This window comes from Rhodanobacter ginsengisoli (assembly GCF_042657065.1).
Taxonomy (GTDB): domain Bacteria; phylum Pseudomonadota; class Gammaproteobacteria; order Xanthomonadales; family Rhodanobacteraceae; genus Rhodanobacter; species Rhodanobacter ginsengisoli.
Genome location: NZ_JBHSNF010000002.1, coordinates 607,728 through 620,443 on the forward strand (window position 1 = coordinate 607,728; position 12,716 = coordinate 620,443).

Below are 12,716 nucleotides of genomic sequence, written 5' to 3' on the forward strand. Positions count from 1 at the left end.
TGCCGGTCAGGACCGCCGCACCCGCCGACCGGCCTCGTCACGCGCTGCGCAGATCGCGCAAGCGGAAGCCGCTGGCAAACAGCATCCCGACATAGCTCAGCCCCCCGGCCAGCACCAGCACGGCCAGATGCCAGACCCGGGTGAGCACCCGCACAGTGGCCCAGTCCGACCACAGCCAGCGTCCCAGCAGCAGGACCGCTACCATTGCGGCGCAGGCCAGCGCCAGCCGCGACCAGTGCCGGGCCCAGCCCGGCTCGCGCTGATAGACCCCCGCCCGCTTCAGCCAGCGCCACAGCAGCAGGAAATTGAGATAGCTGGACAGGCTGCTGGCCACCGCCAGCGCCACGTGCAGTCCCGGCACCTGGGCAATGCCGTCCAGCCAGCCGGCCTGCTTCGCAGCCGGCGGTGCCCACAGCTCGAACAGCAGCACGATGAACAGGCCGTTGAACAGCATGTTCGCGATCAAGGCCGCCACGCCCGCCTTCACCGGCGTGCGGGTGTCCTGCCGCGCGTAGAACGCCGGCAACAACACCTTGACCATGGCATATGCCGGCAAGCCGAAGCTCAGTGCAACGGTCGACAGCGTCGTCATGTGCGCGTCGAACGCCGTGTAGTGACCATTCTGGAACAGCGTCGTCACCAGCGGCCCCGCCAGCAGCAGCAGCGCAAGCATCGCCGGCAACGAGATCAGCAGGGTCAGCCGCAGCCCCCAGTCCAGCGCCCTGGAGAATCCGGGCCGGTCCGTGCCCACGTGGTGGCGCGACAGTGCCGGCAGGATGACCGTACCCAGCGCGACCCCGAACACCCCCAGCGGCAACTCGAGAAAGCGGGTCGACTGCCACAGCCAGGTCTGCGAGCCGGTGATCAGCAGCGAGATCACCGCCGTGTCCAGCAACAGGTTGAGCTGCGCCACCGACGAACCGAACAGGGTCGGCACCATCAGCCGCATGATCCGGCGCACCGCCGGATGGTTCCAGCCCCAGCGCGGCATGCTGAGCAGGTCGATGCGCCGCAGCGCCGGCAGCAGGAACAGCAACTGCAGGATGCCCGCCAGCAGCACCGCCCAGCCCATCGCCATGATCGGCGTGCCCAGCCGCGGCGCCACCCACAACGCCCCGACAATCATGCAGACATTGAGGATCACCGGCGCCAGCGCCGGCAGGGCGAAGCGGTGGAAGCTGTTCAGGGCGCCACCGGCCAGCGCGGTGAGCGAGACAAACAGGATGAACGGGAACGTCAGGCGAACCAGGTCGGTGGTGAGATCGAACTTGTGCGGCTGGTCGAGCGCGCCCGGCGCGAACGTTCCGGCCACCTGCGGCGCGAAGATCAGCCCCAGCGCGGTGATCAGCAGCACCACCCCGCCCAGCGTGCCGGATACCCGCGCCATCAGCTGCTTCAGATCCTCATGCGTGCCGGTTTCCTTCACTTCGGTGAAGACCGGGACGAAGGCGGTGGAAAACGAGCCTTCGGCAAACAGCCGGCGCATGAAGTTGGGGATGCGGAACGCGATCACGAACGCATCGGTGGCGGCGCTGGCGCCGAACACATGGCTCATCGAGATATCGCGCACCAGCCCCAGCACCCGCGAGATCATCGTCATGCCGCTGAATGAGAGCAGCCCGCGGAACATGCTGGGGGACTTCATGTGACTGTCGATACCTTCTGTGGCGATCGGGCGCGGGGCGCGTAGTTTGACAGTCGCCAGCGGCAAGATGACAGCCCGCGATGTGGCAGAATGGGGACACCGCCGCCGCCCGGATGGAGTGAAGCCCATCCCCCGGTCATCCGTCGCCGGCTAAATGATTGACGCAACGGCGAATCGACCGCATAATTGGCGTCTTTTTCCACCCTTAACACTGCATTCCGGAGTTCTACCTTGGCCAACATCAAGTCCGCGAAGAAGCGCGCGCGCCAGTCCGAACAGCGCCGCCTGCGCAACATCAGCGCACGTTCCATGGTCCGCACCGCCCTGAAGAAGGTCGTCAAGGCCATCGAGGCCAAGGACAAGGCCGGTGCGATCGCCGCGTTCACCATCGCCCAGCCGGTGATGGATCGTTACGCCGCCCGCGGCCTGATCCACAAGAACAAGGCCGCTCGCCACAAGAGCCGCCTCAACGCGAAGATCCGCGAGCTGGCGTAAGCCGGCGGCGCGATTCGGGTTGACTGGAAAGCCGGCGCAAGCCGGCTTTTTTTGTGTTTCCTGCGGAAGTGTCTTTTTCCCGTGGGCACCGGAGCGCCTTACTTCCGCGGACGAAACTCCAGCGGTGTCGCCTCGACCTTCGCCCCTGCCGGCGGCTTCGTTCCGCAGGCACCGCAGGTACTGCAGCCGTCGCTGCAGTCGCCGGTGGCCTGCTTCGGCTGCAGCCGCCGACCGACGGCGCGCAGCCACGCCGCGCGTCCGGGCTGGTTGCAGCGGATCGATGCGGCGGCCAGCCAGCGGCTGGTGAGTTGCGGTGCCAGCTTGCGCAGCACGATCAGCACGCTGCCCAGCACGGCCAGGCCGATCAGCAGATATTGCGCCAGCAGACCCGTGCTCATGTCAGCATCCTGGTGACCTGATAGACGATGAACGACGCCGTGTAAGCCAGCGCGAACATGTAGCCGAACGAGATCGCCACGTTGCGCCACGAGTTGGTCTCGCGGCGGATGATCGCCAGGGTGGACATGCACTGCGGCGCATAGGCGAACCACACCAGCAGCGACAGCGCGCTGGCCAGCGACAGCTGACCGGCCAGCGCGTGCCCCAGCCCGCCCGCGGCATCGCCGCCGACCAGATAGACCGTGGCCAGCGCGGCCACCGCGGTTTCGCGCGCGGCAAACGCCGGGATCAGCGCCAGGCTGACCTGCCAGTTGAAACCGATCGGCGCAAAGATGTACTGCAGGCCGCGCCCCAGATAGCCGGCGAAGCTGTAGTTGATGGCCGGGCCGGTGGCGCCCTCCGGCGGCCCCGGGAAGGTCGAGAGGAACCACATCAGCACGGTCAGGCCGAGAATCACGCCGGTCAGCCGCTTCATGAAAATCGCGCCGCGCTCGTACAGGCCGATCGCCACGTCGCGGATCCTGGGCAACCGGTACGACGGCAACTCCATCAGCAGCGCATGCTCGCTCTTGTCGCGGCGGATGTGCTTCATCACCCAGCCCACCGCCATCGCGCCCAGGATGCCGGCCAAATACAGCGCGAACAGCACGATGCCCTGCAGGTTGAAGATGCCGAACACCTTGTGCATCGGGATGAACGCGCCGATCAGCAGCGCGTACACCGGCAGCCGGGCCGAACAGGTCATCAACGGCGCGATCAGGATGGTCGCCAGGCGATCGCGCGGGTCCTGGATGCTGCGCGTTCCCATGATGCCGGGGATGGCACAGGCAAAACTCGACAGCAGCGGAATGAACGAGCGCCCGGTCAGGCCCACCGACAGCATCAGCCGGTCCAGCAGGAACGCCGCGCGCGGCAGGTAACCCGATTCCTCCAGCGTGAGGATGAACAGGAACAGCACCAGGATCACCGGCAGGAAGCCGATCACCGTGCCCAGGCCGCCGAACAGGCCATTGACGACCAGGCTCTGCAGCGGGCCGGCCGGCATCAGCACGGCCACGTGCTCGCCCATCCAGCCGAACGCGCCGCCGATCAGGTCGCTCATCGGCTTGCCGGCCGCATACACCGCCTGGAACACCAGGAACATCACCACCGCCAGGATCGCCAGGCCGAACACCGGATGCAGCGCCCAGCGATCCAGCGCATCGTCCAGTGCCGCCGTGGTGCGCGGCATGGTCACCGTGGCCGCCAGCAATGCGCGCACCTGCCCGTGCAGGTCGGCACGGCTGGCCGCGTCGTCCGCCTGCGCCGGGGCCGCCACCGGAACCTCGCCGTCCACGCGCTCGATCAGCGCGCGCGCACCGCCACGCTTCACCGCCACCGTCTCCACCACCGGCAGTCCCAGCCGGCGCTGCAACTCGGGCACGTCGATGACGATGCCGCGGTGACGGGCGGTATCCATCATGTTCAGTGCCAGCACCACCGGCCGGCCGAGGCGCTTCACCTCGAGCACGAAACGCAGGTGCAGGCGCAGGTTGGTGGCGTCGGCCACGCAGACGATCAGATCCGGCACCGCCTCGCCGGGGAAATTGCCGGCACAGACGTCGCGGGTGATCTGCTCGTCCGGGCTGTTCGCCTCGAGGCTGTAGGTACCCGGCAAATCGAGGATCTGCAGCACCCGGCCCGACGGCGCGGTGAACCGGCCTTCCTTGCGTTCCACCGTGACGCCGGCGTAGTTCGCCACTTTCTGCCGACCGCCGGTGAGCTGGTTGAACAGCGCGGTCTTGCCGCAGTTCGGATTGCCCACCAGGGCGATACGCAAGGGGTGTCCTGACCTACTCAGCACAGGCGTCACCGGTTCTGTCTGTTCGCAGATTCGTGGTGCGTGGACGAAGGCAGGCGTCCGCCTGACGAGGAGGCGCGCCGCGAAGATGCGGACAGACAGAGCCGGCCGCAACGACCATAAGAAAATGATGGGGTGATATCCAGAAGTCCCGCAGGCGGCAGCGCGCGGCTTGCCAAGGCGGCCAGCCTTGCCTGCGCCGCGCACTCCCACCTGCGAACCTTCTGGATATCATGCCGCCTGCGCTGAGTAGATCAGGCCATCCCTTGGTTGAGGCGCTCATGCAGCCTCCTCCCGCACACTGACCCGCGCCGCCTCGGCCCGACGCAGGGCAAACCGGGTGAAGCCGATCTGGATCAGCACCGGATCGCCACCCATCGGCCCTACCGCCACCACGCGCACCGGCTCGCCGTCGACGAAACCCAGGTCGCGCAGCCGCTGGGCGATCGGATCCGCCGCATGCGCATCGTCCACGCGGACGACCACGGCAGGTGCTCCTCTGGGTAAATCGGACAGACGCACGGGCGGTTTCTCAAATAAGAATTGTTCGCATTGTAATGCTTTGCCCGCCGCCCTGCACCACGCAGGAACTCCCGACACAGGCTGCGTTTATGATGGGGCTATTTGCAGGGACGATCGATGACCGATTCCATTCTCAGCGAGCGCCGCGGGCAGGTCCTGTGGCTCAGCCTCAATCGCCCGCAGATCCACAACGCGTTCGACGACACCCTGATCGCCGCGCTCACCAGCGCGCTCGAACAGGCCGACGCCGATCCCGCGGTACGCAGCGTGGTCCTGACCGGCAACGGCAGTTGCTTCTCCGCCGGCGCCGACCTCAACTGGATGCGCGGCATGGCCGGCGCCAGCGAGCAGGAGAACCGCGACGATTCGCTGCGGCTGGCGCAACTGATGCGCACCCTGCAATTCCTGTCCAAGCCGACCATCGCCAGGGTCAACGGCGCCGCCTATGGTGGCGGCGTCGGCCTGGTGGCCTGCTGCGACATCGCCATCGGCGTCGATACGGCCAAGTTCGCGCTGTCGGAAGTGAAGCTGGGCCTGGTGCCCGCCGTGATCTCGCCCTACGTGATCGCCGCGATCGGCCTGCGCGAGGCGCGCCGCCTGTTCATCACGGGCGAGGTCTTCGAGGCCGCCACGGCGGCACGCATCGGCCTGCTGCATGCATGCCTGCCGGCCACCGAGCTGGACGAGGCGATCGAGCGCCAGCTGTACCTGCTGGCCAAGGCCGGCCCGCAGGCCCAGCGCGAGGCGAAACAGCTGGCGCTGCGCATCGGCGGGGCGGATCCGGCCCAGGCCGCACGCATCGATGCCGCAAATGCCGAGCTGATCGCCCGGCTGCGCGTTTCGGCGGAAGGCCAGCACGGCCTGACCGCCTTCCTCGACAAGCGCGCGCCGGCATGGGTCGGCGCCCGGTGACCCGGCCGGAGTTCATCGGCCCCACCCGAGGCCGGGCGATTCGACGCGCCGATGCCCCGCCCCCGCGCTTCGGCGCCATCGGCTGATCTGTTAGTTTGATCGGCCTGCATCGCAACGAATGCCTCAAGGATCCTGCATGTTCGAACGCGTACTGATCGCCAACCGTGGCGAGATCGCCTGCCGCGTCATCCGCACTTGTCGACGGCTCGGCATCCACACCATTGCGGTGTACTCCGAAGCCGATCGCGATGCGCAGCATGTGCGGCTGGCGGACGAGGCGTGGCCGATCGGCGGTCCGCGGCCGGCGGACTCGTATCTGCGCGGCGAGGTGATCCTGGACGTGGCGAAACGTTCCGGCGCCCAGGCGATCCATCCGGGTTACGGCTTCCTCTCCGAAAACACCGGCTTTGCCCGTGCCTGCAGCGAGGCCGGCATCGCCTTCGTCGGGCCTAAGCCGGAGAGCATCGACGCGATGGGCTCCAAGGCCGCCGCCAAGGCACTGATGGAGAACCACCAGGTGCCGCTGGTACCCGGCTATCACGGCGAAAACCAGGAGCCCGCGCACCTGGCCGAACAAGCCCGCCTCACCGGCTTCCCGCTGATGATCAAGGCGACCGCCGGCGGCGGCGGCAAGGGCATGCGGATCGTGCGCAACGCCGACGAATTCGCCGATGCGCTGGCCTCGGCCCAGCGCGAGGCGGCCAGCGCGTTCGGCGACACCCGGGTGATCCTGGAGCGCTACGTCGAACATCCCCGGCACATCGAGTTCCAGGTGTTCGGCGACACCCTGGGCCACGTGATCCATCTGAACGAGCGCGAATGCTCGGCCCAGCGCCGCTATCAGAAAGTCCTCGAGGAAACCCCCTCGCCGTTCCTCGACGAAGCACGGCGCGCCAGCATGGGGGCGGCCGCGGTCGCCGCCGCCAGGGCCGTCGACTACGTCGGTGCGGGCACGGTGGAATTCATCGTGGCGCAGAGCGGCGAATTCTTCTTCATGGAAATGAACACGCGCCTGCAGGTCGAGCACCCGGTCACCGAACTGACCCTGGGGCTGGATCTGGTCGAATGGCAACTGCGCGTGGCGGCCGGCCAGCCGTTGCCGCTGCGCCAGGAGCAGGTGCAGGCCCGTGGCCATGCGATCGAGGTGCGCCTGTACGCGGAGGACCCGGACCAGAACTTCCTGCCCGGCTCCGGCAAGCTGCAGATGCTGCGCCTGCCCGCGCCTTCGGCCCACGTGCGGATCGACGGCGGCGTGATCGAAGGCGACACGGTGACGATCTTCTACGACCCGATGATCGCCAAGCTGATCGTGTTCGATGCCGATCGCGACCTGGCACTGCAACGCCTGCGCGGGGCGCTGGCCGAATGCGAGATCGTCGGCCCGAAATCGAACATCGGTTTTCTCGAACGGCTGGCGCGGCACCCGGCCGTGGTCGAGGGCCGCATCGACACCGGTTACCTCGATCGCCATCTCGAGGAATTCCTCACCGGCGACGCCGCGCCGACCGACCGCGTGCTGTTCGCCGCCACCGTGGCAGCCCTGCTGCAGGACGAGCACGCGGCACGCGAGGAGGTCGCCGCCAGCAGCGACCCGCATTCGCCGTGGGCGCTGGGCGACGCCTGGCGCATCGGCCACGCCGGCAAGCGCATCGTGGCCTTGTCGTGGCGTGAGCAGCGCTTCGAAGTCGAGGCGCGCGGCCACGATGGCGACTACCAGTTGCGCCATGGAAGCACCGACTGCGACGTGCGCGGCGCCCGCCACGACGGCGCCACGCTGAGCGCCCGCTTCGACGGCGAGTCGTGGCGGCTGCCGCTGCGCAGCGATGCGCGAAGGGTCCTGCTGCACGACGTCAACGGCCAGCGCTACAGCTTCACCCGCGCCGCCGCGTTCGCGTGGGAATCGACCGATGCCGCCGGCGGCCACCAGCTCATCGCGCCGATGCCCGGCCGCATCGTGCTGGTCAAGGCCAGCCCCGGCGACACGGTCGAGCAAGGCCAGGATCTGCTGGTGATGGAGGCGATGAAGATGGAGCTGGCCTTGAAGGCGCCGCGCGCCGGCACCATCGAAAGCGTGAGCGCCGTGCAGGGCGAGTTCGTCGAGGCCGACGCCGTGCTGGTTACCTTCGTTACCGGCGATCACTCCTGATCGCGAACATCACGGAAGCACACCATGAACACCCCCTTGTCCGCCGGAACTGATCACGTCCGCATCGTCGAGGTCGGCGCCCGCGACGGCCTGCAGAACGAGAAGACGCTGCTGCCGGCCGAGGTGAAGATCGCGCTGATCGATCGCCTCTCCTCGACCGGGCTGCAGACGATCGAGGCGACCAGTTTCGTCAGCCCGAAATGGGTGCCGCAGCTTGCGGATGCCGCCGAGGTGTTCCGCGGCATCCGCAAGCTGCCGGGAGTGAGCTATCCGGTGCTGGTGCCGAACCTGCAGGGCTATCAGCGTGCCCGCGAAGTGGACGCCCGCGAGATCGCGGTGTTCTCCGCTGCCTCGGAGGCGTTCAACCGCAAGAACATCAACGCCTCGATCGACGAATCGATCGAGCGCTTCATCCCGGTGATCGAACAGGCCCGGGCCGATGGCGTGCAGGTGCGCGGTTACGTCTCCACCGTGCTGGGCTGCCCGTACCAGGGCGAGGTGCCGGTGAGCGACGTGGTGCGCGTGGCGCGCCGCATGTACGAACTGGGCTGCCACGAGGTCTCGCTGGGCGACACCATCGGTGTCGGCACGCCGGCGAAAGCCCGCGCGATGCTGCGCGCGGTGGCGCAGGAGGTGCCGATGGCGGCGCTGGCCGTGCACTTCCATGACACTTACGGCCAGGCGCTGGCGAACATCCTGGCGTGCCTGGAGGAAGGCGTGCGCGTGGTCGACAGCGCGGTCTCCGGCACAGGCGGCTGCCCCTACGCCAAAGGCGCCACCGGCAACGTGGCCAGCGAGGATGTGGTGTACATGCTGCACGGCATGGGCATGAGCACCGGCGTGAATCTCGACCTGCTGATCGCCACCGGCGCGTGGCTCTCGGGGCAGTTGCACAAGGAGACCGCCAGTCGGGTCACCCGCGCCCGTACCGCCACGGCCTGAGCGTCTCGCGGAACCCCCTGCCCGCTCGCTATCATCGGCTTTCGGCTGAGGGGTGAAGCGATGCGCAAGAACCTGATGACTTGGTGGTCCCCGGCGGCCGTCCTGCTGATCCTGTTGTGCAGCCTGCCCGCGATCGCGGCCACGCCGAAGGGCGACTGGCTGCTGCTGCCCGACCGGGTATGGACCGGCGACGGCGATGTCGCCCACCGCGGCTGGGCCGTGCTGGTGCACGACGGCCTGATCGCGGCCGTGGGGCCCGCCACGTCGCTGGACGCACCGGCTGGCACGCAGCGCGTGGCCCTGCCCGGCGCCACGCTCACGCCCGGCCTGATCGATCTGCACTCGCACCTGTTCCTGCACCCGTACAACGAGACATCGTGGAACGACCAGGTGCTGACCGAGCCGCAGGACTACCGCACGCTGGAAGCCGCCGCGCACGCGAAAGCCACCCTGCTGGCCGGCTTCACCACCCTGCGCGACCTGGGCACCGAAGGCGCCGGCTACGCCGACGTGTCGGTGAAGCGTGCGATCGAGCAGGGCCTGATTCCCGGCCCGCGGCTGTTCGTGGCCACCCGCGCGATCGTCGCCACCGCCAGCTACGGCCCCGGCCCACGGGGCTTTCGTCCGGACCTGGACCTGCCCAGCGGTGCGCAGCAGGTCAGTGGCGTCGACGCCGCGATCGCGGCCGTGCGCGAGCAGGCCGCGCGCGGGGCCGACTGGATCAAGCTCTATGCGGACTACCGCGTCGGCCCTGACGGCGACACCGAGCCGACTCTCAATGCGAGCGAGCTGCAAGCGATCGTCGATACCGCCCATCAGATCGGCCGCCCGGTCGCCGCCCATGCCGCCAGCGACGCCGGGGTGCGCATGGCGGTGGAGGCCGGCGTGGACAGCGTCGAACACGGCTACGGCGCCAGCGCGGCGACGTTCAGGCTACTCAAGCAGCACGGCATCGCCTACGAGCCCACGCTGACCGCGGTCGAATCCACCGCCGGGTACTTCGAGCACTACGTGCCGGGCAAGAGCGCACCGACCGAACGCATGCGCGAAGCGGAGCGCGCGTTCCGCACCGCGCTGAAGCTCGGCGTGACGATCGGCAACGGCAGCGACGTCGGCGTGTTCCGCCACGGCGACAACTGGCGTGAGCCGGCCGCGATGGTGGCTTACGGCATGACGCCGGCACAGGCGCTGCACGCGGCCACCGATGTGGCGGCGAAGATCCTGCGCCAGTCGCGGCATCTGGGTCGCATCGCTGCTGGCATGGATGCCGACCTCGCCGCGTTCACCGGCGACCCGGCCCGGCAGATCGACGCCCTGCGGCATCCGGTCTTCGTGATGAAGAATGGCCTCCCTTACCTCACGCCCGAAACCACCCCATGACCGACACGTTCCTGATCCGCCCGATCTCCCCCGGCGACGACGCCACGATGGCCGCGATCATCCGCAGCGTGATGCCCGAATTCGGCGCCGATGGCCCCGGCTTCGCGATCCACGACAGCGAAGTGGACTCGATGTACCAGGCGTATGCGCAACCGCGCTGCAGTTACTTCGTGGTCGAGCGCGACGGCGTGGTGATCGGTGGTGGCGGCGTCGCACCGCTCGAAGGTGGTGACGACGATGTCTGCGAACTGCGCAAGATGTACTTCCTGCCCGGGGCACGCGGTATCGGCGCCGGCGCCGCGATGATGCAGCACTGCCTCGACGCGGCGCGTGCACACGGTTTCCGGCGCTGCTACCTGGAGACACTGACCGGCATGGATGCGGCACAGACGCTGTACCGGCGCAGCGGCTTCACGCCGCTGTGCGCACCGATGGGCGGCACCGGCCACCATGGCTGCGACCGTTACTTCATCCGCAACCTGTGAGGCAGGCCATGGCGACCCGCGACCCACGCATCGATGCCTATATCGCGAAGTCCGCCGCCTTCGCGCAACCCATCCTCGAACACCTGCGCAGCGTGATCCACATGGCCTGCCCCGAGGTGGAGGAGGGCCTGAAATGGAGCATGCCGTTCTTCAGCTACAAGGGCGCACCGATGTGCATGATGGCCGCGTTCAAGCAGCACTGTGGCTTTGGCTTCTGGCTGTCCGGGCAAGTCGTCGGCGACACGGCGGAAGACGGCATGGGCCAGTTCGGCAAGCTTGCCTCGCTGAAGGATTTGCCGCCGAAGAAGGAACTCGTCGCCTACGTGAAGAAGGCGATGGTGCTGAACGAGACGGGCGTGAAGCCGGCACGCGCCAGGGTCGAAAAGCCGGCCCCGGTCCTGCCCGACGATTTCGCCGCGCTGCTCGCGCAGAAGCAGCATGCGGCAGCCCGCAAGACCTACCAGGACTTCGGCCCCGGTGCGCAGCGCGAATACGTCGACTGGATCGTCGAGGCGAAAACCGACGCCACCCGCCGGAAGCGTATCGCCACGGCGCTGGAATGGCTGGCCGAGGGCAAGTCACGCCACTGGAAGTACCAGAAATGTTGAAGGCACCCCCTCGATGATCCGTATTGCCCAGGCATCAGATGCCGCAGCCATGCGGGACATCTATGCGCCGTCGGTCACCGATGGCGTCGCCACCTTCGAAACCGCCGTGCCGGCCATCGACACGATGCAGGAACGCCTGCGTACGCGTCTGTTGCACTACCCCTGGCTGGTATGGGAAGACGCCGGCGAGATCCTGGCCTATGCCTATGCCGGTCGCTTCCGCGAGCGTGCCGCCTACGACTGGATCGCCGAAACCTCGATCTACGTGCGGGCCGATGCGCAGCGCCGGGGCATCGCCCGCCAGCTCTACGGCTGCTTGCTGGATGTCATGCGCCTGCAAGGGATCAACCAGGCCGTCGGCGTGATCACCCTGCCCGGTGAGGCCAGCGTGGCACTGCATGAGCGCATCGGTTTCCGCCCCGCCGGCGTGTGGCGCCAATCCGGCTACAAGCTGGGGCGATGGTGGGATGTGGGCGTCTGGCAGATGCAGCTGCAACCCGCCGCCACGCCACCGCCGCCGTTCATCCCGTTTCCGCAGTTGCTGGACTCCCGCAGCCTGCAGGATCTGCTCGGCACTCCAGATCGGGGACCCGCTGAGCACAAGGACGGAACGTGAAAAAGAAAGCCCCGCCGGTGAGGGCGGGGCTTTCTGTTTGCAGAGCAGACGAACCGTCGCTCAATGATGCAGCAGCAGGTCCACGATGACGCCGGTGGTGATCGCGACCAGCAGGAAATCGCCGTTGTCGCTGCGCACCCAGTGGTAGCCGCGACGCGGCCGGCGCAAATGCTCGTCACGCCAGTCGTTCACGACGTAGGAACCACGCCGGTATTCGACCGGCACATAGCCACCGCGGCGGTACCAGCCTTCCTCGCGACCCCGGTCGTACATGCCGCGATGACCGCGGTCATGACCATAGGCATACGCATGACCGTGGCCATAGTAGCGACGGTCATGATCGCGGTAGCCGCGATCGCGATAGCCATAGCCATGATCGCGATCTCCGTGATGGCGATTATCCCGCTCGCTGTAGCCACGATCGTGGTCGCCCCGATCCCGGCTGGAATGATCGCCGCCGCCATCATGGCCACGCCTGTCGCTGTGCTTGTCGCCATGCTTGCCGTGGTCGCCCTGATCCTGCCCGTGATGGTCCTGCCCCATGGGCTGGGCGCTTGCCGCGACGCTGGCGGTCAACAGCATCGCTCCGCAGACCATCCATACCTTCATTTGCTTTTTCACAAGCTGTCCACTCCTGCTTCGATGGCAAGACAAGTGCCGGCATCCCGTTGCTTGAGACTTCCGGATTGTCAGGACAGCCGCGACGATCGCGGCATTGATGCCCTG

General features: G+C 67.7%; 13 protein-coding genes. 8 read left to right on the forward strand and 5 right to left on the reverse strand.

The genetic code is table 11. The features are described 5' to 3' along the window. Window positions 1–37: 37 nt before the first annotated feature. On the reverse strand, window positions 38–1,645 hold the full coding sequence (murJ, locus tag ACFPPA_RS11900) for a murein biosynthesis integral membrane protein MurJ (RefSeq protein ID WP_377320104.1): 1,608 nt from the start codon (window positions 1,643–1,645) through the stop codon (window positions 38–40). Between the two features lie 231 nt (window positions 1,646–1,876). On the opposite strand from murJ, the gene rpsT reads away from it, so the two are divergent. Then, the gene (gene rpsT / locus ACFPPA_RS11905) at window positions 1,877–2,140 is read left to right on the forward strand and encodes a 30S ribosomal protein S20 (RefSeq protein ID WP_140650179.1); all 264 of its coding nucleotides are present in this window, start codon (window positions 1,877–1,879) and stop codon (window positions 2,138–2,140) included. A gap of 98 nt (window positions 2,141–2,238) precedes the next feature. Here rpsT and ACFPPA_RS11910 read toward each other — a convergent pair whose 3' ends face one another. The 3 genes from ACFPPA_RS11910 to ACFPPA_RS11920 form a co-directional block, all read right to left on the reverse strand. Continuing rightward, the gene (locus tag ACFPPA_RS11910; protein ID WP_377320106.1) at window positions 2,239–2,538 is read right to left on the reverse strand and encodes a DUF6587 family protein; all 300 of its coding nucleotides are present in this window, start codon (window positions 2,536–2,538) and stop codon (window positions 2,239–2,241) included. After that, entirely contained in the window at window positions 2,535–4,382 is a 1,848-nt protein-coding gene (gene feoB / locus ACFPPA_RS11915) for a ferrous iron transporter B (RefSeq protein ID WP_377320108.1), read from the reverse strand. The genes ACFPPA_RS11910 and feoB overlap by 4 nt, the downstream gene beginning before the upstream one ends. Window positions 4,383–4,658: 276 nt before the next feature. Further along, window positions 4,659–4,901, reverse strand: coding sequence for a FeoA family protein (locus ACFPPA_RS11920; RefSeq protein WP_377320110.1), 243 nt, complete (start codon window positions 4,899–4,901; stop codon window positions 4,659–4,661). A 117-nt stretch (window positions 4,902–5,018) separates the two neighbouring features. Here ACFPPA_RS11920 and ACFPPA_RS11925 point away from each other — a divergent pair, with 117 nt between their 5' ends. The 7 genes from ACFPPA_RS11925 to ACFPPA_RS11955 all read left to right on the forward strand — a co-directional run bounded on the left by ACFPPA_RS11925 (window position 5,019) and on the right by ACFPPA_RS11955 (window position 11,990). Next, window positions 5,019–5,813, forward strand: coding sequence for an enoyl-CoA hydratase/isomerase family protein (locus tag ACFPPA_RS11925; protein ID WP_377320112.1), 795 nt, complete (start codon window positions 5,019–5,021; stop codon window positions 5,811–5,813). A gap of 136 nt (window positions 5,814–5,949) precedes the next feature. After that, window positions 5,950–7,959, forward strand: a complete 2,010-nt coding sequence (locus ACFPPA_RS11930) for an acetyl/propionyl/methylcrotonyl-CoA carboxylase subunit alpha (protein ID WP_377320114.1) — start codon at window positions 5,950–5,952, stop codon at window positions 7,957–7,959. A 24-nt stretch (window positions 7,960–7,983) separates the two neighbouring features. Further along, complete coding sequence (locus ACFPPA_RS11935; RefSeq protein ID WP_377320116.1) at window positions 7,984–8,901, forward strand: hydroxymethylglutaryl-CoA lyase; 918 nt, start codon at window positions 7,984–7,986, stop codon at window positions 8,899–8,901. Between the two features lie 60 nt (window positions 8,902–8,961). Further along, a complete protein-coding gene (locus ACFPPA_RS11940) occupies window positions 8,962–10,281 on the forward strand; it encodes a metal-dependent hydrolase family protein (RefSeq protein WP_377320118.1) in 1,320 nt (439 codons plus the stop codon). Then, window positions 10,278–10,766, forward strand: a complete 489-nt coding sequence (locus tag ACFPPA_RS11945; RefSeq protein WP_377320120.1) for a GNAT family N-acetyltransferase — start codon at window positions 10,278–10,280, stop codon at window positions 10,764–10,766. The genes ACFPPA_RS11940 and ACFPPA_RS11945 overlap by 4 nt, the downstream gene beginning before the upstream one ends. Before the next feature lie 8 nt (window positions 10,767–10,774). Then, window positions 10,775–11,374, forward strand: coding sequence for a YdeI/OmpD-associated family protein (locus tag ACFPPA_RS11950; RefSeq protein WP_377320122.1), 600 nt, complete (start codon window positions 10,775–10,777; stop codon window positions 11,372–11,374). Window positions 11,375–11,387: 13 nt separating this feature from the next. Beyond that, complete coding sequence (locus ACFPPA_RS11955) at window positions 11,388–11,990, forward strand: GNAT family N-acetyltransferase (protein WP_377320124.1); 603 nt, start codon at window positions 11,388–11,390, stop codon at window positions 11,988–11,990. Between the two features lie 60 nt (window positions 11,991–12,050). Here ACFPPA_RS11955 and ACFPPA_RS11960 read toward each other — a convergent pair whose 3' ends face one another. Continuing rightward, on the reverse strand, window positions 12,051–12,611 hold the full coding sequence (locus ACFPPA_RS11960) for an RcnB family protein (protein WP_377320126.1): 561 nt from the start codon (window positions 12,609–12,611) through the stop codon (window positions 12,051–12,053). Between the last annotated feature and the right edge of the window lie 105 nt (window positions 12,612–12,716).

Bases quoted from the DNA above. Each gene is read 5' to 3' on its own strand.
- ACFPPA_RS11940 (WP_377320118.1), top strand. From the start codon at position 8,962: ATGCGCAAGAACCTGATGACTTGGTGGTCCCCGGCGGCCGTCCTGCTG.
- murJ (WP_377320104.1), bottom strand. From the start codon at position 1,645: ATGAAGTCCCCCAGCATGTTCCGCGGGCTGCTCTCATTCAGCGGCATG.
- ACFPPA_RS11955 (WP_377320124.1), top strand. From the start codon at position 11,388: ATGATCCGTATTGCCCAGGCATCAGATGCCGCAGCCATGCGGGACATC.
- ACFPPA_RS11930 (WP_377320114.1), top strand. From the start codon at position 5,950: ATGTTCGAACGCGTACTGATCGCCAACCGTGGCGAGATCGCCTGCCGC.
- ACFPPA_RS11910 (WP_377320106.1), bottom strand. From the start codon at position 2,538: ATGAGCACGGGTCTGCTGGCGCAATATCTGCTGATCGGCCTGGCCGTG.
- ACFPPA_RS11945 (WP_377320120.1), top strand. From the start codon at position 10,278: ATGACCGACACGTTCCTGATCCGCCCGATCTCCCCCGGCGACGACGCC.
- ACFPPA_RS11950 (WP_377320122.1), top strand. From the start codon at position 10,775: ATGGCGACCCGCGACCCACGCATCGATGCCTATATCGCGAAGTCCGCC.
- ACFPPA_RS11925 (WP_377320112.1), top strand. From the start codon at position 5,019: ATGACCGATTCCATTCTCAGCGAGCGCCGCGGGCAGGTCCTGTGGCTC.
- ACFPPA_RS11935 (WP_377320116.1), top strand. From the start codon at position 7,984: ATGAACACCCCCTTGTCCGCCGGAACTGATCACGTCCGCATCGTCGAG.